Below are 18,514 nucleotides of genomic sequence, written 5' to 3'. Positions count from 1 at the left end.
CCCGAGAGGCGTGCCGATGTGACACGGGGAGCTTGAGGTCGCCACTCATCCTGCACAGCGTGAGCCTCCAGTGCCGAACCGTATGCTTGAAAGCGTCCGCCCTAGAACGATCGCCTCAAATTGGTCTGACAACTTTAAAGCTGAATGAAGGCTGGAATCTTGTCAAGGCGCCCGTGAAGGCACGACCGGGCTCGCAAGCCGAGCCGAGTGAGATTTAACCCCTATGATCAGTTGTAGCCGAGGCTCGAGCCCGGCCATGCTGCCCCCGCATGCGCAATCCACGGGAGGGGGCGACAGCGATGGCTGATCTCGACAAGGGCATCACACGAGCGGGCGAAGGATACCAGGGCAAGTCGTGGACAATCCTCGGCCAGACTTATTTTCCGAAGGCCTCTTGCGACTCGACCTTTGCCTTCGAAACCAACAGCGATCCCGGACAGCATGTTCCAGTTCATATCCATCCCACGCAGGACGAGTTCATCCTGGTGCTTGAGGGAGAACTCCATCTGAAGCTCGATGGTGCCTGGAGCGTGGCGAAGGCTGGCGACCTGGTCCGCATGCCGCGGGGCATCCCGCACGGCTACTTCAACAAGTCGGATGTGCCGGCACGCGCCTTGTTCTGGGTCTCGCCTGCAGGCAAGTTGGAAGCGCTCTTCGACGCGCTGCACGAACTGAGCGACATTCCACGCGTTCTGCAACTCTCTGCGGAACACGAGGTCAATTTTCTCCCGCCCGAAGCGAACGAGTGAGGCAGGAAAAGGAATCACGCACTGAGCCTGGATGGCCTTCGATGTGGTAAGCCGGTGCTTCGGCTATGGCAGCGCAAGCTCAAAGTGCGCGCGGTCCGCATTCTTGAACCCGTAGAAATGACCTCCCCAGCGGATAGGGATACCCAGTTCTGCGGCCGCCTTTTTCATCACAAAGGCGATCTGGTTCTGGACCACTGGATCAAAGAAGACCCGCCCCTCCCCATCGAGCGGCCATAGATCAACGGCGTTTCCGGACCGATGCAGACTGCCCTGCGTCCTGGACCAGCCCCAAGCCACGGCCATTCGTTGGATCCGCCCATCGCGCTTGCCAGAACCGATGACGAAGCGCTGGCCGGGATTGTCGGCTTGCGCCTTCCGAACCACGCTGGCGAGAATGGGATTGAGAGCTCGGAGATTGGCCTGATGATGTCCTACCGGGTCAGGGTTCCACGCGTGAAACATGCCGAGTTGATCCCGCCCGAATTCGTCCCTGGCGGGAATCTTTGCATAGACACCATCCGGCCCATAAAGCAGATAGCCAGTGACACTTGAGGGGCTTTGAGATCCACTGCCGGGATTGGCCTGAGCCCCAGCATCCTGGCTGACGCTGACAAATGCGAGGCTGAGTAAAATGATGTCGAGGAAACGCGCTCTTTGAATCATGGCTATAGAACAGTTACAGCCGGTTGGTTTTAAATTAAGGCAGAAGCGTTGAATCCTGGGAAACGATTGAACCTGATCGGAGCGCAGGATACCGCCCGCCTGCGCGACCGATGCGCTGAATCGAATGTCATCGGTCGCACGTGTATAAGCGTGATAGGAAAATCCTGGCGCAACAGCGCTCAATCCGTGAAGCGGACGGTCCTATCCTTGCACACATCCAGTTCGGGGAGTTCGGCAGTCGATTCATCCTCGAAAGTCGCCGCAACGGCCACAATGCAGCCGGACATCCTCGGCAGCTTCAATGTGGCTTTTCCTTTTGGTGCGAGCGGTTTCGCCAATCGTACGGTTTGCCCATCGGCCTCAACAGAAATGTCGGTTACCGTAACCTCACGGGCATTGGTGATGAGGACGGCCGAGACCGGGTTCGGCTTCGTCGGCGCAGCCATGGCGGCGGTGGCTGCCAGCAGAAGAGCAGCAGCGGTGGCGATGCGGATAGTCATAACTATTCCCCTCTATACCGTTGACGATAAAATATAAGCGCGCACAGACAGTCCGAAGTCCCCGTTCTGGAACTGTCCTCATGTATTTACTGACAATATGGCTCTCGGCAGACATATCCTGTCCTTGGACCGAGTATTCATCAAAGAAAGAGCGCCAGTTGCGCTTGGCGCTCAAGGGAGGCCGCCTTTCACGGCCAGTTTCAGAGGAAACAACGACCGTGCCGTATCGGCACATCAAAAGGCTGCACCTGAGACGTTAACAGAAAGTTACCGATGCAAGCGAAAGTCTGCGTGGCGCATGTGCTGCCAGGTCTCTGGGATGCCTGCTTTGGCTCAAGTCATGAAGCTCCCTCTGCACGAAGCCCGCTTAGGTACGACATGCAGAAACGCCTGACTTCGGAAAGACACGGTTGCCAGCGACCGCATCGACGAAACTGAGGACGCCGTCGTGGCAGCCACTCCGCCCGGTACGCTGTTGCGCGGCCGTAGGCTGACCACGAGTATGCAAACAGCTCACCGACATGGGGAAGATTCTTGAACAGTGAGTGCCGGAGCGCACGAGACAAGAGCCCCCACCGTCTTAAGCGTTGTCGCCCTGAATGGCCGCGATCATGGCGTCCGTGACTTGGCGGGTCGTGGCCGAGCCTCCCAGATCCGGCGTGTGCAGCGATGGCTCGGCGGTCACCCGCTCGATGGCGCGCATGAGACGCTCGGCAGCCGGACTCTCCCCGAGATGCTCGAGCATCATCGTGGCCGTCCAGAAGGTTCCGACAGGATTGGCGATGCCCTTGCCCGTGATGTCGAAGGCCGAACCATGGATCGGCTCGAACATCGACGGGAACTTCCGCTCCGGGTTGAGGTTCGCCGTGGGGGCGATGCCGAGCGAGCCTGCCAGGGCCGCTGCGAGATCGGACAGGATGTCGGCATGAAGGTTGGTCGCCACGATGGTGTCGAGGCTCTGCGGCTTCAAGGTCATGCGCATGGTCATGGCGTCGACCAGCATCTTGTCCCACGTCACGTCGGGGAAATCCGCAGCCACTTCGGTGGCAATCTCGTCCCACATCACCATGCCGTGGCGCTGCGCATTCGACTTTGTCACCACCGTGAGGAGCTTGCGCGGACGTGAGCGCGCTACCTCGAAGGCAAAGCGCATGATGCGGGTGACGCCGGCGCGGGTGAAGATCGAGACCTCCGTCGCCACCTCTTCCGGCAGGCCACGATGCGATCGTCCACCCTGGCCAGCGTATTCACCTTCGGAGTTCTCGCGCACGATCACCCAATCGAGATCCTTCGCCGCCACGTTGCGAAGAGGCCCTTCGATCCCGGGCAGGATGCGCGTCGGGCGCACGTTCGCATATTGATCGAAGGGCTGGCAGATCGCGAGGCGCAATCCCCACAGGGTGACATGGTCGGGGACGTCCGGCGCGCCGACTGCGCCGAAATAGATCGCGTCGAAACTTTTAAGGGTCTCGCGACCGTTCTCGGGCATCATGACGCCATGTTTCTTGTAGTAGTCCGAGCCCCAGTCGAAGGTCTCGAAATCGAGCGTGAAGCCGCCGTCGCGGGTTGCCAAGATCTGAAGAACCTCGACGCCGGCCGCGATGACTTCCTTGCCGATACCATCGCCGGGGATGGCTGCGATCTTGTAGCTGTTCATGATTGCACCTGATGTTGCCGGCCGCCACCATGAGGCGGCCGAGGATCGATATTCTTTGTCCCGGACTAGCCGAGCGCGTCGGCCACGGCCTTGCCTGTGGTCTCGGTTCCGGCATTCCCGCCAAGATCACGGGTGCGCAGGGTCCGCTCGCTCAAGACATCCTCGATGGCCTGGACGATGGCGGCGGCTGCGTCCGTTTCACCCAGATGCTCCAGCATCATGGCGCCGGCCCAGATCTGTCCAATGGGATTGGCGATCCCCTGCCCGGCGATGTCGGGCGCCGAACCGTGAACCGGCTCGAAGAGCGAAGGGAAACTGCTATCCGGGTTGATGTTGCCCGAGGGTGCAATGCCGATGGTGCCTGTGCAGGCAGGACCGAGATCAGACAGGATGTCGCCGAAAAGGTTCGAAGCCACGACCACGTCGAACCAGTCGGGATGCAGCACGAAATGGGCCGTGAGGATGTCAATGTGGTACTTGTCCCACTTCACGTCCGGATAGCGCTTGGCCATCTCCTCCACGCGCTCGTCCCAATAGGGCATCGTGATGGAAATGCCGTTCGACTTCGTGGCCGAGGTCAGATGCTTCTTGGGCCGCTTCTGCGCGAGGTCGAAGGCGAATTGCAGCACGCGATCGACGCCGATGCGTGTCATCACGGTTTCCTGGATGACGACCTCGCGTTCCGTACCGGGGAACATCTTGCCGCCGATAGAGGAATACTCACCCTCGGTGTTTTCGCGCACCACCCAGAAGTCGATGTCACCGGGCTTGCGGTTGGCGAGCGGCGTCGGCACACCCGGCATCAGCCGCACTGGCCGGAGGTTAATGTATTGATCGAACTCGCGCCGGAATTGCAGCAGCGAGCCCCACAAGGAGATATGATCCGGGATCTTCTCCGGCCAGCCGACGGCTCCGAAGAAGATGGCGTCGTGAGAGCCGATCTGCTCCTTCCAATCCTCCGGCAGCATGCGGCCGTGCTTGGCATAGTAATCGTAGGACGAGAAGTCGAAATGATCGAGCTGCAGATCGAAGCCGAACTTCTTAGCGGCAGCCTCCAAGACACGCACCCCTTCGGGCGTCGTTTCCTTGCCGATGCCATCGCCTGGAATGACTGCCAGCCGATACCGCTTCTTTTGATCCTGTGCCATGTGAAAACCTGTTCGTCAGTCATGAGTGTCTCGATGGCGGGTGCGGGTTCTGAAGCCGCCCGCACCCGTCACCGGTTTTTACTGTCCCGTAACGCCTGAGGCCTTGATGACGGGAACCCATTTGTCAATTTCGGAACTCACGAGTTTGGCGAGGGCCTCGGGCGTCTGGCCCGCTTCGTCCGGAAGTTCGGCGCCGAGATCGAGGAGGCGCTTGCGCGTGTTCTCGTCCTTGAGTGCGGCCTTGGCGGCGGCGTTCAGCTTCGTGACGATCTCCTTGGGCGTTCCCTTCGGTGCGAAGAGCGCGTTCCAACCTGTCGCCTGGAATTGCGGCAAGCCCTGCTCGACCGAAGTCGGGACATCTGGGACGACCGGGAGGCGGTTCTGCACCGCGACGACTAGACCGTTGGCCTCTTTCGCCTGGACGGTCGGCACGATGGCGACCGTCTGATCGCAGACATAGTCGACCTGACCGCCGAGGAGCGCGTTCAGTGCCGGACCCGAGCCGCGGAACGGCACGTGCTGCGGCTTCACGCCCAGAAGGGACTCCATGAACAGACAGGTGAGATGCGAGGTCGAGCCGACGCCGCCCGAACCGTAGTTCATCTTGGGAGCGTTGGCCTTCAGATAAGCGATGAATTCCTTGAAATCCTTGACCGGCAGGTCCTTCTTCGCAACCACGAGCATCGGTGTCGCCGCCGAGTTCATGATCGGCTCGAAGTCGGTGCGCGGATCGTACGCCAGCTTCGGATAAAGGCCAACGCTTGCCGCCTGCGTGCCGAGGTTGCCCATGAGGATCGTGTAGCCATCGGGCTCAGCCTTGGAGACGCGGGTGACGCCGACGGTGCCCCCTGCCCCGGTGACATTTTCGACCACGAGTTGCTGACCGAGCGTGCGGCTCATGTGATCGGCCATCAGGCGCGCCACCACGTCGGTCGTGCCGCCGGCGGCGAACGGGACCACGAGAGTGATGGGCCGCGTCGGATAGGTTCCTTGTGCCTGAGCGGCCGTCGCGACGAAGCCCATGGCTATCGCGAAGGTGAAGAGAGCTTTCTTCATATACGTTTCCTTCCCTTGAGAATTTTGTTGTCGGCTATCGACGCCTCTCGCCGATCAGCGAAGCTTGGCCTTCGGTGCCTGCACCTCAGGGTCCGCGCGCTTTCGCCTCCTGAATGCCCCCGCTTCTCGTGAGCGCTTGGCTGGCTGCGTTTGATGCCTGGCAGCTTCCATGGAAGTTGGCATGCAAGAAGGCTGCTCCTCATTTCTCCCTTTGTCAATCATCCATTTATCCTTGTATGGAAGTTCACTGACGGGCATAATGAAGCGGGAGGTCTCTATGGTGGACAAGCTGCAGATGCTTACGGCACAGGAGACTGCGAGGAAGCCGTCGCTGGTGGAGGACGCCTACAGGGCGTTGAAAGAGGCGATCCGCGACAATGTCTTCCCGCCTGGCTATCAAGGCTCCGAGCAGGAAATCGCCCTGCGGCTCGGCATGAGCCGGACGCCCGTGCACGAGGCCATCATCCGGCTTCAGGAGGACGGGCTCGTGCGGGTGCTCTCCAAGCGGGGCGTCCAGGTCTGCCCGCTCGCCCCGGAGGACATTCGGGAGATCTACGATGTCATCATCGCCATCGAGGCGAGAGCAGCCGAGCTTTTGGCCGCCATGCCTTACAACAATCGGCGTCAGATTGCCGACGAGCTCGAGGAAGCGACTGCCCGCATGGAACAGGCTCTTCGGAAGGATGATCTGCACGCCTGGGCCATTGCCGACGATCAGTTCCACCGCCTCCTTGTTGAGCATTGCGGCAACAGCCGCATCCGCAGGATCGCGCAGACCATCACCGATCAGGCTCACCGGGCACGAATGCTCACGCTCAAGCTCCGACCGAAGCCGACCGGCTCGACCGCCGCCCACAGGCAGATCGCCGAAGCGATCCGGAAAGGACAGGTGGCCGAGGCTCACCAGCATGCCCGCCAGCATCGCATCAACGCCCGAGATGAGCTCCTTCCGCTGATCGAAAGCTTCGGCATCAAGCATCTGTGATGCATCGACCCAGCTAACGCAGCGCACATCATCATACGGAGAGAATTCCATGGAGATCCATGTCGCGGGAACATTCCCAACGAAACGGGCTCCCACCGATGCATTCACCGGGACCGTCTGGCACGACCCGATCGTCGATGCCCCGCCACCGGCCCGCATCCGCGCGAACCGCGTCACCTTCGAGCCCGGCGCCCGGACGGCTTGGCACACCCACCCGCTCGGACAGACCCTTCATGTCATCCTGGGCGTTGGGCGCGTGCAGACCTGGGGTGGACCCGTCAGGGAGATCAAGGCCGGCGACAGCGTGTGGATTCCACCGGGCGAGAAGCATTGGCATGGGGCGGCGCCCAATATTGGCATGGTCCACATCGCCATGCAGGAAGCCCTGGACGGTACCCATGTCACATGGCTGGAGCACGTCTCCGACGAACAATACGGCGTCGCGCCGGAGATCTGAGGCACTCAGCAATCGACTATTCGGCCAGCTCCCGCATAACCTTGATCAGGTCGGACTTGCCCTCAAATCCGATGCCGGGCAGCTCGGGCATGACGATGTGACCGTTCTCCACCCGCACACTGTCCGGGAAGCCGCCATAGGGCTGGAACAGATCCGGATAGCTCTCGTTGCCGCCGAGACCGAGCCCCGCCGCGATATTGAGTGACATCTGATGTCCGCCATGCGGGATGCAGCGGGAGGGCGACCAGCCGGATTGCGCGAGCACATCGAGGGTGCGCATGTACTCCACCAGCCCGTAGGCCAGGGCGCAGTCGAACTGCAGCCAGTCACGGTCCGGCCGCATGCCGCCGTAGCGCAGAAGGTTGCGTGCATCCTGGTGCGAGAACAGGTTCTCGCCGGTCGCCATCGGGCCCGGATAGAATTCGGAGAGCGCGGCCTGGAGCGCGTAATCGAGTGGATCACCAGCCTCCTCGTACCAGAACAGCGGGTAGTTGCGCAGCATCTTGGCGTAGGCGATCGCGGTCTCAAGATCGAAACGCCCGTTCGCATCAACCGCCAGCTGCGCCTGAGATCCTATCTCAGTAAGCACTGCCTCGATCCGGCGCTGATCCTCCGCGATGGAGGCTCCGCCGATCTTCATCTTCACGACATTGTAGCCGCGGTCGAGATAGCTGCGCATCTCGGCCCGCAGGGCGCTGTCATCCTTGCCCGGGTAATAGTAGCCGCCGGCTGCATAGACGAAGACTCTCGGGTTGGCCTCACGGCTCTGGCGCTCGGCCAGCAGGCGGAAGAGCGGCTTTCCGGCGATCTTGGCCGTGGCATCCCAGATCGCCATGTCGAGGGTGCCGACCGCTACCGAGCGTTCGCCATGACCTCCCGGCTTCTCGTTCTTCATCATCGTGGCCCAGATCTTGTGCGGATCCAGGTTTGCGCCGCTCTCATCGAGCAGGCTCTCAGGGCTGGCCTCCAGAATCCTGTCGCGGAAGCGCTCGCGGATGAGACCGCCCTGACCGTAACGGCCATTGGAGTTGAAGCCATAGCCGACGACACGGCGGCCGTCGCGCACCACGTCGGTCACCACGGCGACGAGGCTCGTCGTCATCTTCGTGAAGTCGATATAGGCGTTGCGGATCGGCGAAGCGATCGGCTGGGTGATCTCGCGGACGTCGATAATGCGCATGGACAACCTTCTCGCGTTAGGATGCTGCGGGAACGGAAGTCTTGATACGCCTGGACACCGCCGATGGGCCAATGCCAAGATCGGTTCACGTTATGCGCAATCGGCATCGAGATGGACCTGACCTGGCTTGAGGATTTCCTGGCACTGGCGGAGCAGAAGAACTTTTCCCGGGCAGCTGAGTCCCGGAACGTCTCGCAGCCCGCCTTCAGTCGCCGTATCCGCGCACTCGAAGATTGGATCGGAACATCCCTCTTCGTGCGGGGTGGCCAGGGTGCCAGCCTGACGCAGGCCGGTCGCCATTTCGAACCTTTGGCTGAAGATTTGATGCGCAACCTGCATCGTGCCCGCCGCGACACGAGAACTGTGGGCGAGCGCGAGACGGGATCGCTGTCCATTGCAGCGACCCATGCCCTGTCTTTCACCTTCTTTCCTGGCTGGATCCGCCGGCACATGCGCTTCGAGGCACTCGGCGCCCTCAATCTGATCTCGGACAGCATGGAAGCCTGCGAGCAGATCATGCTCGGCGGCGCAGTGCATTTCCTGCTCTGCCACTATCATGCCGATGCGCCGACCCGCTTCGACGACAGCCGGTTCGAGAGCATCCGCGTGGGTAAGGATCTCCTGATCCCGGTTTGTGCACCAAACGCTGGGGGCCAGCCTTTGTGGCTCCTTCCTGGCTCACCCGAAAGACCGGTGCGGCTCCTCGCCTACAGCCCGGCATCCGGGCTCGGTCGTATTCTTGCAGCCCACCAGATCAGAAACGCTGAAACGATGAGGCTTGAGAGCGTTTTCACCTCGCACCTGGCCGCCACCCTGATGACCATGGCCCGCGAGGGACACGGCATCGCCTGGCTTCCTTTCGGGCTGGCCGAGGAGGATTTAACGCGCGGGCGGCTCGTGCGGGCTGGACCGGACAGCTTTGACATCCCAGTTGAGGTCCGCCTGTTCCGATCACCTGACTGCCGCAACCATGCAGCGGATGAATTGTGGGGCCGCTTAAGCACACCAGAGAGTGAGATTGATTAGTCGTTGTTGGAAAGAGCAGTTCCCATAACAGATATTCGTGGCTCTCGCATTGCGGCGCCTATGATCCAGGACATCGAGCACGTTTCCGTGCTGATCGCAGCCTCATCGAGATGCCCGTATCACTGTGGGCAGTCGCCGCGCGGTTCTAACTGACGACGCTATGGAGCAGGCAGGATCGGCGAGCGCCGCATGAGTGATCAGCCTGCGATGTTCGCCTAAAGTTACTTTATAACTTTTTCTGGCCTTGCTCTTTCTGCCCTTCGCATCCGGTCCACATTTCCTGTTGCCTGCCTCGCTTCTTCTTGAATATCATCCTTGAAAAGAAAAGCCTTCGCTTCCAATCCCATTCGGCTCCCAACGGGCCCAATCAAGAATGGCGTCAAAGGCTCGAGATCGTCAAAGGGCGGCGGTCGGGAGGAACAGATGCGGGCACAGGACGCGGTCCTGCTCATGACCGCAGTGGCTCGGGGCTTTGAGCGCACGGGCATCTATTGTCGCGCTCGCGGCAATACCTTCGTTCCGTCGAACACTACAGGTTCCGCTGAGTTCCGCGGCCGAAACGGATCTGCGACGAGAAAATTGGAGCGTCATCTATGACGCCGCTTGTCACGATCCAGAACCTGGATAAGGCCTTCCCGGGCGTGCAGGCCTTGAAGAAAGCCCATCTCGAACTGCTTCCGGGCGAAGTTCATGCCCTGATGGGGGAAAACGGCGCAGGCAAGTCCACCCTGATGAAGATTCTCGCCGGCATCTACAGAAAGGATGCCGGCGAAATCCGCATCGAGGGCGTGCCCGTCGATGTCGTCTCTCCCCGGGCAGCGCAAGAACTCGGCATCAGCATCATCCATCAGGAACTCAACCTGATGAACGATCTCACTGCCGCGCAGAACATCTTCATCGGCCGAGAGCCCAAACGAGCCTTCGGGCTTCTCCTGGATGAGGAGGCTCTGAACCGCGCCGCCGCCGAGATCTTCGAACGCATGCACCTCAAGCTCGACCCACAGGTCGAAGTCGGCAGGCTCACCGTCGCCAAACAGCAGATGGTGGAGATTGCCAAGGCCCTATCGTTCAAGTCCAAGGTGCTGATCATGGACGAGCCCACGGCCGCCTTGAACAATACGGAAATCGCGGACCTCTTCAGCATTATTCGCAAGCTCAGAGCCGAGGGCGTCGGCATCGTCTATATCTCGCACAAGATGGACGAGCTGAAGGAAATCTCTGATCGCGTCACCGTCATGCGCGACGGCGAAACCATCGGCACCGTGCCTACTGCATCGACGAGCGTCGACACGATCATTTCAATGATGGTCGGTCGCAGCTTGACCGAAACCAAGACGGAAGTTCCCGACCTGTCGAGCCATGACGTCGTGCTCGAAGTCCGCAACCTCCACCGCCACAATGCCATTCGGGACGTGAGCTTCAGGCTGCGCAAGGGCGAAATTCTCGGGTTCGCCGGTCTGATGGGGGCGGGTCGAACCGAGGTTGCACGCGCCATCTTCGGCGCCGATGCTCTCGATGGCGGCGAGATCATCGTCAGGGGCAAACCCGCGACGATCCGCTCACCTCAGGACGCCGTGCGCCTCGGAATCGGATATTTGTCCGAGGACCGAAAACGCTTCGGCCTCGCCACTGGAATGGATGTAGCGAGCAACATCGTGATGCCGTGCCTGAGCCGCTTTCTCGCAATGGGGGTCTTTTTGAAAGCTCGCGCCATCAGCGAGACGGCCCGTTCCTATATCAGGCAATTACAGATCAAGACTCCCTCCGACACCCAGGAGGCGCGGTTTCTCTCCGGCGGGAATCAGCAGAAGGTCGTGATCGCGAAATGGCTCGCACGGGACTGCGAGATTCTGTTCTTCGATGAGCCGACGCGGGGCATCGATGTAGGAGCCAAGAACGAGATCTACAAACTCCTCAATGCACTTGCGGCGCAAGGCCGGGCGATCGTGATGATCTCGTCGGAACTGCCCGAGATCCTGCGCATGAGCCATCGTATTGTCGTGATGTGCGAAGGCCGGCTGACCGGCGAGCTCCCTGCCGAAGGAACGACCCAGGAGGACATCATGCGCCTTGCCACGCGACGGCATAGCCTGACGACCCACACCTTGACTACGGCGACCGGGGGATCAACCACGTGACGACCATCGCAGAACAGAGCTCCCGGACCATTATCAAGTCCGCCGTTTTCAGCCAGGGGGCATGGCAGAGGGTCCTGGCCTTCGCCAGTCTGATCGCGCTTATGGCAGTCTTCAGCATCGCGTCCGAAAACTTCCTGCAGCGGGACAACATCATCGGGATCCTTCAGGCGACGGCCGTCAACGGCGTTCTCGCGGTCGCCGCCACGTTCGTCATCATTACCGGCGGGATCGACCTGTCGGTCGGCACATTGATGACTTTCTGTGCGGTGATTGCCGGCGTGGTCCTGACCTACTGGGGTTTGCCCATGCCTGTCGGGATCGTCGCGGCCATTGCTGCGGGAGCCTTCTGCGGCTCCATTTCGGGCACCCTGATCGCGAAGATGAAAATTCCCCCCTTTATTGCGACGCTCGGCATGATGATGCTGCTGAAAGGGCTTGCGCTCGTCGTCTCGGGGACGCGCCCGATCTACTTCAACGACACGCCGAACTTCTCCATGATCTCGCAGGAATCCATCATCGGAGCCGTCCTTCCGTTCCTGCCGATTCCCAATGGCGTCCTGATCCTCTTCGTTGTCGCGATCGCCGCCAGCCTTGTTCTCACGCGCACGGCTCTCGGTCGCTACACTTTCGCTCTCGGTTCGAACGAGGAAGCTGTGCGCCTGTCCGGCGTGAATACCGACTTCTGGAAGATCATCGTCTACACGGTTTCCGGTGGCATCTGCGGGATCGCCGGCCTGATCATCGCCTCGCGACTCAATTCCGCCCAGCCTGCCCTCGGTCAGGGCTACGAACTCGACGCCATCGCGGCCGTGGTCATCGGTGGCACCTCCCTGAGCGGCGGGCGCGGCACTATTCTTGGCACGATCATCGGCGCGTTGATCATCAGCGTGCTCACGAACGGCCTGCGAATTCTCTCGGTGGCCCAGGAATGGCAGACAGTCGTAACCGGAGGCATCATCATTCTCGCGGTTTATGCCGATATCCTGCGCCGCAAGGGCTAGCGCATCATGTCTCACGGTCAGGAAGGGGAAGACGACAAGAGCACGGCACGAAATTCACCGCCCGGCGACTGGCCGGGTCCAACAACGAATGACAGGCAGGAGGAAGACGATGTGGAGCAGACGGTCTCTGATTAGCGCCATCGGCATTGGCGCACTCGCCGGTTTCGCGGGCCCCGCCACGGCCCAGGAAATCTATATCCCGCTCATCTCGAAGGGCTTCCAACATCAGTTCTGGCAGGCTGTCAAAGCAGGCGCCGAACAAGCCGCCAAGGACTACAACGTCCGCATCACGTTCGAAGGACCCGATAGCGAGACCATGGTCGACAAGCAGATCGACATGCTATCAGCCGGTCTCGCCAAGAACCCTAAGGCTATCGGCTTCGCCGCCCTTGACAGCCAGGCGGCAATCCCTCTCCTGCGCAAGGCGCAGGCGGCCAAGATTCCGGTCGTTGCCTTCGACTCCGGCGTCGACAGCGACATTCCTGTGACCACGGCCACCACGAACAACTTGGCGGCTGCGGCACTGGCTGCCGACAAGATGGCTGAGATGATCGGGGGCGAAGGTGACATCGCTCTTGTGGTTCACGATCAGACCAGCCGCACAGGCATCGACCGGCGCGACGGTTTCGTGAATCGGATCAAGGAGAAGTATCCGAAGATCAATATCGTGAGCGTCCAGTACGGGTCCGGCGATCACCTGAAATCGACGGAGATCACGAAGTCGATTCTCCAAGCCAATCCGAGGCTCAAGGGCATCTTCGGCGCCAACGAAGGTTCGGCGATCGGTGTGGTCAATGGTGCCCGGGAGATGAACCGGAAGATTGTCATCATCGGCTACGATTCCGGCAAGCAGCAGAAGCAAGCGATCCAAGACGGCCTCATGGCGGGAGCTATCACCCAGAACCCGGTCGGCATCGGCTATAAGACAGTCGAAGCCGCCGTGAAGACGCTCAAGGGCGAAAAGCTCGAGAAGATCATCGACACCGGCTTCTTCTACTATGACAAGTCAAACATGAGCGATCCGAAGATCGCAGCCGTCCTCTATGACTGAGGGATAGCGATCGGGAGAGGGGCCAGCCCCTCTCCTCCACCTTCACCGGTGGAAGTGCTGCGGAACCAAAGAGCGTTACGCCAGTGACGGTCGAGAATCGACAAGCAGTTCGACGGCGCGGCACGGATAGCCTGGAAAGCCGGGAGGGAGGAACTGTCGACGTACCTGCACATGGGAAAACGAGCTGCCTCCAACCGGGCAGTCCTCCTTTGACAATACAACTAAACAGCAGTGGGCGGTAGAGTTGATGGGCTCTCCTGCTAGCGCATCGTGCGGAAAAGTGGATCCGGTTTTCCGCATCAACGATGCGCCAGCTAGGAGAAGGAGCATCGGAGTCGATCCCAAAAGTGCCTTCCACTTTTGGGTCCGATGCTCTAGGACAAGGCGCGTCTTCCCAGGAGAGTCGATCCAAGGTCATTCAGGGAGGATGCCATGGATGTGCTTTGGGCGAATACGACGCTGCAGGACTGGGCTGTCCTGGGGCTTATTGCCCTGGTACCTGTGCTGATGGTTCTCGCAATTGCCTTGATCCGCAATGAAATCAGGCGATCGGCACAGCATATCTCGACCGAGTCTCCAAGACCCAAGGCATTGCCTCTCCAGCTAAAGACAACCGAGACTCAGCGACAACAGTGGCGAATGGGAAAGCAACGGCATCCGCGCGCCATCATGGATCTGACGGATGATATCGAGTCTCTCCTGAAGCGAATAAAGGCCGGCGGCTAATCGGCAGGATCCCAGTCAGGGCCGAATCGCGTCGCTCATTTTCTGGGCGTCTTCGCGCTGTTTTTCCAATTCGGGCAGGATTTCGTCGGCGAAGGTCTTGATCGCCTGATGCGGGCTGCGGCTCGCCGCCCGGTAGATACCGAGTTCCTGATCGAGCGCCTGCATCTGGACCTCGGCGTAGCGCCGGCTCAACGCAAGATAATCGAGCGGCTCCAGGTTCTCGATGACGACTTGGTGCTCGAACTCCTTCACGCTTGGCAACGGCATGTTCCGCTCGCGGGCGAAGGCCTCGATCCGTTGCAGCAGTCCTGTACGGTAGCCGACCGCCGCAGTCGCGTAACTCTTGACTTCCGGTCTCGTCTCGCGGCCGGCGGCGAGCTTCGCGGCCTGCTCCTGAAGAGACGCCGAGCTATAGGCGAGGCGCACGAACTCTTCTGGCTCGATCGGACGCGTCTGCGTGGCGGTGCCCGATGCGCCCTGCCCTTGTGCCTGGACGGCCGGGATTGCTTCCGGCAGCACCGTCACGAGAACGGATACTGCTATGAGGAGACGCCGGATCTTCATGGGCTTACTGCCATCCTGGAACGCCCGACATGTCGGGCAGGCGATGCGCGATTCCCTTGTGACAGTCTATGCAGGTTCTCTCGCCCGAGAACAAGAAGCGCTCATGCGCCGAGGCCGCACGTGGGTTCTGCTTCGTCAGGTCCATCGACTCCGAGCTGTGGCAGTTGCGGCACTCCAGCGAGTCGTTCGCTGTCATGCGCGCCCATTCCCGCTCGGCCAGATGCTTGCGCATGGCCAGGAACTTGTCGCGCGTGTCGATGGAGCCGAAGATGTGACCCCAGACCTCCTTCGATGCCTGCATCTTGCGGGCGATCTTGTCGGTCCAGTTGTGTGGAACGTGGCAGTCGGGACAGGTGGCGCGGACGCCGGACCGGTTCGTGAAGTGGATCGTGCCCTTGAGTTCTTCGAACACATTGGCCTCCATCTCATGGCAGCTGGTGCAGAACTGCTCCGTGTTCGTTGCCTCGAGCGCGGTGTTGAAGGCGCCCCAGAAGCCCACCCCGGCGACGAAGCCACCGAGCGTGAGGAAGGCCAAGCTCATATAGACGGGCGGTCTGAGCGCCGTCTGGACCCAGGAGTTTCCCCGAAACCAGTCCCAGGCCCGCGCAATTCCCGCCGCCATCAATGCCTCCCGCGTTCCGGCTGCCGCTCAGGCTCGGCAATAGCGTCCATATCGGTGAACGCGTTTTCGACGAGAGGCTTTGCGTTGGTCTGGGACACGTGACAGGACACGCAGACGTAGCGCCGCGGCGCCAAGCCGCCGAGGGTGTTTCCGGCGCGGTCCTGGTAGTGCGTCACGCTGATCATCGGGGCCTGGCTCTGTTCCGTGAACTTGCGCGCATGGCACGACATGCACTTGTTGGCATTCAGATCCATCGCATAGCCGTCAATGGAGTGCGGGATCACGGGAGGCTGGTCGGGATAGTTGCGGCCTACACGCACGTCGTCGGTGATCTGCCGCGCCATCGGCGGGGCCGGCGTGTCCGTCGTGAATGGTTCTGGCCCGCGCAAGCGCGGCGCATCCTGCGCGAAGATTGCCCCTGCCACCAGGCACGGTCCGATGCCGATCAGGATAGCAAAAACGCTGCGCCTCATGGCTGATCTCCCGCATCGGCGGTGGCGGCGGCGACAACTTTGACCGCGCATTTCTTGAAGTCGGTCTGTTTCGAGATCGGGTCCGTCGCGTCGAGCGTGACCTTGTTGATGAGCTGGCTGGCATCGAAGAACGGCACGAAGATCAGTCCCGGCGGCACACGGTTGCGCCCGCGCGTCTCGACGCGGCTGCGGATTTCGCCGCGCCGCGAGATCACCTTCACCTCCTGTCCCCGGCGAAGCCGACGCTTGGCAGCATCGTCCGGGTGCATGAACACGACGGCACCCGGGAAAGCCTTGTAGAGTTCGGGCACCCGCAGGGTCATCGAGCCGGAATGCCAGTGCTCCAGCACTCGGCCGGTCACGAGCCACAGGTCGTATTCGATATCCGGAGCCTCGGCCGGCGGCTCGTACGGCGCGCCCATGATATTGGCCTTCTTGTCCGGGTTGCCGTAGAACTGGACCCCGCTGCCCTTCTCGACATAGGGATCAAGGCCCTCACGGTAGCGCCACAGCGTCTCCTTGCCGTCCACCACCGGCCAGCGCAGGCCGCGAACCTGGTGATAGGTGTCGAACGGGGCAAGGTCATGCCCATGGCCGCGGCCGAAGCTGGCGTATTCCTCGAACAGACCTTTCTGAACGTAAAAGCCGAAGGCCTTCGCCTCGTGGTTCTCGTAAGCCGCATCAATCTCGGTCAGCGGGAACTTGTTCACCTCGCCATTGGCGAAGAGGACCTCGTAGAGGGTCTTACCCCTGTAGCCAGGATTGGCGTCGAGGATCTCCTTCGTCCAAACCTCGTCGGCGGTGAAGCGCTTGGAAAACTCCATCAGCTGCCAAAGATCGGAGCGGGCATCGCCCGGTGCATTGACGAGCTGATGCCAGAAATGCGTGCGCCGCTCCGCGTTGCCATAGGCGCCTTCCTTCTCGACCCACATCGCCGCCGGCAGGATCAGATCTGCCGCCATCGCAGTCACGGTCGGGTAGGCATCCGAGACCACCACGAAGTTCGCCGGATTGCGGTAGCCCGGATAGGTCTCGTTATTGGTGTTCGGCGCCGTCTGGAGGTTGTTGTTGACCATGATCCAGTAGGCGTTGAGCTTGCCGTCCTTCAGCATGCGGTCCTGCTGCACGGCATGATAGCCGACCTTCTCCGGCAGCAGCCCATGCGGCAGCTTCCAGATCTCCTCTGCATGCCTGCGGTGCTCGGGATTGTTGACCTGCATGTCGGCCGGCAACCGATGGCTGAAGGTGCCGACCTCGCGCGCCGTGCCACAAGCCGAGGGCTGGCCGGTCAGCGAGAAGGGCGAGTTGCCGGGCTCAGCGATTTTTCCCGTCAGCAGGTGCAGGTTGTAGACCATGTGGTTGGCCCAGACGCCGCGGACATGCTGATTGAAGCCCATGGTCCAGAGCGACATCACCTTGGTCTTCGGATCGGCATAAAGCTTCGCCAGGGCCTCGAGCCGCTCCGCCGGCACGCCCGAGAGCTCGGACGCCTTCTCCACCGTGTATTGGCTCACGAGCTTCGCGTAGTCCTCGAAGCTCGCCGGGTGGGAGACCTGTGCATCGTTGGCGTGCTGGGCCCGCTGCTCCAGCACATTCTCGGGCCGCAGGCCGTAACCGATGTCGGTATTCGCCAGCCGGAAGTTGCAGTGCTTCTCGACAAAGTCCCGGTTCACCGCACCGTTCTGGATGATGTAGTTCGCGATGTAGTTCATAATCGCGAGGTCCGAGTTCGGCTTGAAGATCAAGGCCATGTCGGACAGGTCCGTCGTACGATGTTCGTAGGTGGACAGCGTCGCGATCTTCACGTGCGGGCGGCTCAGGCGGCGGTCGGTCACCCTGGTCCACAGGATCGGGTGCATCTCGGCCATGTTCGAGCCCCAGAGAACGAAGGCATCGGCATGCTCGAAGTCGTCGTAGCAGCCCATCGGCTCGTCCATGCCGAAGGTGCGGATGAAGGTGACGGCGGCAGGCGCCATGCAGTGGCGGGCATTCGGATCGAGATTGTTGGTGCGGAATCCCGCCCGCATCAGCTTGGAGGCCGCATAGCCCTCCCAGATCGTCCATTGGCCTGAGCCGAACATGCCGACGGCTTCCGGCCCCTTCTCCTTGAGTACGCGCTTGAACTGCTGGGCCATCTCGTCGAAAGCCCGATCCCACGAGACTGGCTGGAAATCACCGTCCTTGGCGAACTGGCCGTTCTTCATGCGCAGAAGCGGCTGCGTGAGCCGATCGGAGCCGTACATGATCTTGGACAGGAAGTAACCCTTGACGCAGTTGAGGCCTCGGTTGACCTCCGCCTGCATGTCGCCATGGGTGGCGACGACGCGGCCATCCTTCACCGCCACCATCACGCCGCAGCCCGTGCCGCAGAAGCGGCAGGGAGCCTTGGACCACTGAAGCTGGAGATCCTCACCCGTCAGGATGTTCTGGGCGCCGGCCGGAAGCGCGACGTTCGCCGCTGCGGCCGCCGCGGCAGCGGCTTGTGTCTTCAGGAGAGTGCGGCGCGTGAGGTCCATGG

18 protein-coding genes are annotated in these 18,514 nt (G+C 61.1%); 8 read left to right on the top strand and 10 right to left on the bottom strand.

Going from position 1 to position 18,514, the window contains the following annotated elements:
• Nucleotides 1-299 precede the first annotated feature (299 nt).
• Nucleotides 300-749 (top strand): cupin domain-containing protein, encoded by a 450-nt coding sequence (locus JO965_RS04900; RefSeq protein ID WP_203442593.1) that lies wholly within the window; start codon nt 300-302, stop codon nt 747-749.
• Between the two features lie 63 nt (nt 750-812).
• On the opposite strand, the gene JO965_RS04895 is transcribed toward JO965_RS04900, so the two are convergent.
• From JO965_RS04895 to JO965_RS04875, 5 genes are all read right to left on the bottom strand, one after another.
• A complete protein-coding gene (locus JO965_RS04895; RefSeq protein WP_203442592.1) occupies nt 813-1,595 on the bottom strand; it encodes a M15 family metallopeptidase in 783 nt (260 codons plus the stop codon).
• The gene (locus tag JO965_RS04890; protein WP_203442591.1) at nt 1,592-1,912 is read right to left on the bottom strand and encodes a hypothetical protein; all 321 of its coding nucleotides are present in this window, start codon (nt 1,910-1,912) and stop codon (nt 1,592-1,594) included. The genes JO965_RS04895 and JO965_RS04890 overlap by 4 nt, the downstream gene beginning before the upstream one ends.
• 580 nt (nt 1,913-2,492) lie before the next feature.
• Nucleotides 2,493-3,569 (bottom strand): tartrate dehydrogenase, encoded by a 1,077-nt coding sequence (locus JO965_RS04885; RefSeq protein WP_203442590.1) that lies wholly within the window; start codon nt 3,567-3,569, stop codon nt 2,493-2,495.
• Between the two features lie 65 nt (nt 3,570-3,634).
• Nucleotides 3,635-4,717, bottom strand: a complete 1,083-nt coding sequence (locus JO965_RS04880; RefSeq protein ID WP_203442589.1) for a tartrate dehydrogenase — start codon at nt 4,715-4,717, stop codon at nt 3,635-3,637.
• Nucleotides 4,718-4,795: 78 nt separating this feature from the next.
• Entirely contained in the window at nt 4,796-5,773 is a 978-nt protein-coding gene (locus JO965_RS04875) for a tripartite tricarboxylate transporter substrate-binding protein (RefSeq protein ID WP_203442588.1), read from the bottom strand.
• A gap of 277 nt (nt 5,774-6,050) precedes the next feature.
• Here JO965_RS04875 and JO965_RS04870 point away from each other — a divergent pair, with 277 nt between their 5' ends.
• Nucleotides 6,051-6,758, top strand: a complete 708-nt coding sequence (locus tag JO965_RS04870; RefSeq protein WP_203442587.1) for a GntR family transcriptional regulator — start codon at nt 6,051-6,053, stop codon at nt 6,756-6,758.
• Nucleotides 6,759-6,807: 49 nt separating this feature from the next.
• Nucleotides 6,808-7,215 (top strand): cupin domain-containing protein, encoded by a 408-nt coding sequence (locus tag JO965_RS04865; RefSeq protein ID WP_203442586.1) that lies wholly within the window; start codon nt 6,808-6,810, stop codon nt 7,213-7,215.
• A 16-nt stretch (nt 7,216-7,231) separates the two neighbouring features.
• Here the strand turns inward: JO965_RS04865 and JO965_RS04860 are convergent, their stop codons facing one another.
• Nucleotides 7,232-8,401, bottom strand: a complete 1,170-nt coding sequence (locus JO965_RS04860; protein WP_203442585.1) for a mandelate racemase/muconate lactonizing enzyme family protein — start codon at nt 8,399-8,401, stop codon at nt 7,232-7,234.
• 105 nt (nt 8,402-8,506) lie between these two features.
• Here JO965_RS04860 and JO965_RS04855 point away from each other — a divergent pair, with 105 nt between their 5' ends.
• The 5 genes from JO965_RS04855 (at nt 8,507) to JO965_RS04835 (ending at nt 14,337) form a co-directional block, all read left to right on the top strand.
• Entirely contained in the window at nt 8,507-9,421 is a 915-nt protein-coding gene (locus JO965_RS04855; RefSeq protein WP_203444061.1) for a LysR family transcriptional regulator, read from the top strand.
• A gap of 593 nt (nt 9,422-10,014) precedes the next feature.
• Nucleotides 10,015-11,559 (top strand): sugar ABC transporter ATP-binding protein, encoded by a 1,545-nt coding sequence (locus JO965_RS04850; protein ID WP_203442584.1) that lies wholly within the window; start codon nt 10,015-10,017, stop codon nt 11,557-11,559.
• Nucleotides 11,560-11,564: 5 nt separating this feature from the next.
• Complete coding sequence (locus JO965_RS04845) at nt 11,565-12,560, top strand: ABC transporter permease (RefSeq protein WP_246776848.1); 996 nt, start codon at nt 11,565-11,567, stop codon at nt 12,558-12,560.
• A gap of 109 nt (nt 12,561-12,669) precedes the next feature.
• Complete coding sequence (locus JO965_RS04840) at nt 12,670-13,611, top strand: ABC transporter substrate-binding protein (protein WP_203442583.1); 942 nt, start codon at nt 12,670-12,672, stop codon at nt 13,609-13,611.
• A 432-nt stretch (nt 13,612-14,043) separates the two neighbouring features.
• Nucleotides 14,044-14,337, top strand: a complete 294-nt coding sequence (locus JO965_RS04835; RefSeq protein WP_203442582.1) for a hypothetical protein — start codon at nt 14,044-14,046, stop codon at nt 14,335-14,337.
• A 15-nt stretch (nt 14,338-14,352) separates the two neighbouring features.
• Here JO965_RS04835 and JO965_RS04830 read toward each other — a convergent pair whose 3' ends face one another.
• From JO965_RS04830 to napA, 4 genes are read right to left on the bottom strand one after another with little or no spacing between them, the layout of a single operon-like run.
• Nucleotides 14,353-14,901, bottom strand: coding sequence for a DUF4142 domain-containing protein (locus tag JO965_RS04830; RefSeq protein ID WP_203442581.1), 549 nt, complete (start codon nt 14,899-14,901; stop codon nt 14,353-14,355).
• 4 nt (nt 14,902-14,905) lie between these two features.
• Complete coding sequence (locus JO965_RS04825; RefSeq protein ID WP_203442580.1) at nt 14,906-15,523, bottom strand: NapC/NirT family cytochrome c; 618 nt, start codon at nt 15,521-15,523, stop codon at nt 14,906-14,908.
• Complete coding sequence (locus JO965_RS04820) at nt 15,523-15,996, bottom strand: nitrate reductase cytochrome c-type subunit (RefSeq protein WP_203442579.1); 474 nt, start codon at nt 15,994-15,996, stop codon at nt 15,523-15,525. Before JO965_RS04820 ends, JO965_RS04825 begins: the two co-directional genes overlap by 1 nt.
• On the bottom strand, nt 15,993-18,512 hold the full coding sequence (gene napA, locus JO965_RS04815) for a periplasmic nitrate reductase subunit alpha (RefSeq protein ID WP_203442578.1): 2,520 nt from the start codon (nt 18,510-18,512) through the stop codon (nt 15,993-15,995). The genes JO965_RS04820 and napA overlap by 4 nt, the downstream gene beginning before the upstream one ends.
• Nucleotides 18,513-18,514: the final 2 nt, after the last annotated feature.

The sequence above is a fragment of the Microvirga sp. VF16 genome (assembly GCF_016864375.1).
Lineage (GTDB): Bacteria > Pseudomonadota > Alphaproteobacteria > Rhizobiales > Beijerinckiaceae > Microvirga.
Note: the sequence above shows the minus strand (reverse complement) of the source record. Positions and strands in the feature narration are given on the sequence as shown.

Bases quoted from the DNA above. Each gene is read 5' to 3' on its own strand.
- JO965_RS04850 (WP_203442584.1), top strand. From the start codon at position 10,015: ATGACGCCGCTTGTCACGATCCAGAACCTGGATAAGGCCTTCCCGGGC.
- JO965_RS04885 (WP_203442590.1), bottom strand. From the start codon at position 3,569: ATGAACAGCTACAAGATCGCAGCCATCCCCGGCGATGGTATCGGCAAG.
- JO965_RS04890 (WP_203442591.1), bottom strand. From the start codon at position 1,912: ATGACTATCCGCATCGCCACCGCTGCTGCTCTTCTGCTGGCAGCCACC.
- JO965_RS04835 (WP_203442582.1), top strand. From the start codon at position 14,044: ATGGATGTGCTTTGGGCGAATACGACGCTGCAGGACTGGGCTGTCCTG.
- JO965_RS04870 (WP_203442587.1), top strand. From the start codon at position 6,051: ATGGTGGACAAGCTGCAGATGCTTACGGCACAGGAGACTGCGAGGAAG.
- JO965_RS04840 (WP_203442583.1), top strand. From the start codon at position 12,670: ATGTGGAGCAGACGGTCTCTGATTAGCGCCATCGGCATTGGCGCACTC.
- JO965_RS04875 (WP_203442588.1), bottom strand. From the start codon at position 5,773: ATGAAGAAAGCTCTCTTCACCTTCGCGATAGCCATGGGCTTCGTCGCG.
- JO965_RS04820 (WP_203442579.1), bottom strand. From the start codon at position 15,996: ATGAGGCGCAGCGTTTTTGCTATCCTGATCGGCATCGGACCGTGCCTG.
- JO965_RS04830 (WP_203442581.1), bottom strand. From the start codon at position 14,901: ATGAAGATCCGGCGTCTCCTCATAGCAGTATCCGTTCTCGTGACGGTG.
- napA (WP_203442578.1), bottom strand. From the start codon at position 18,512: ATGGACCTCACGCGCCGCACTCTCCTGAAGACACAAGCCGCTGCCGCG.
- JO965_RS04880 (WP_203442589.1), bottom strand. From the start codon at position 4,717: ATGGCACAGGATCAAAAGAAGCGGTATCGGCTGGCAGTCATTCCAGGC.
- JO965_RS04900 (WP_203442593.1), top strand. From the start codon at position 300: ATGGCTGATCTCGACAAGGGCATCACACGAGCGGGCGAAGGATACCAG.
- JO965_RS04855 (WP_203444061.1), top strand. From the start codon at position 8,507: ATGGACCTGACCTGGCTTGAGGATTTCCTGGCACTGGCGGAGCAGAAG.
- JO965_RS04865 (WP_203442586.1), top strand. From the start codon at position 6,808: ATGGAGATCCATGTCGCGGGAACATTCCCAACGAAACGGGCTCCCACC.
- JO965_RS04825 (WP_203442580.1), bottom strand. From the start codon at position 15,523: ATGGCGGCGGGAATTGCGCGGGCCTGGGACTGGTTTCGGGGAAACTCC.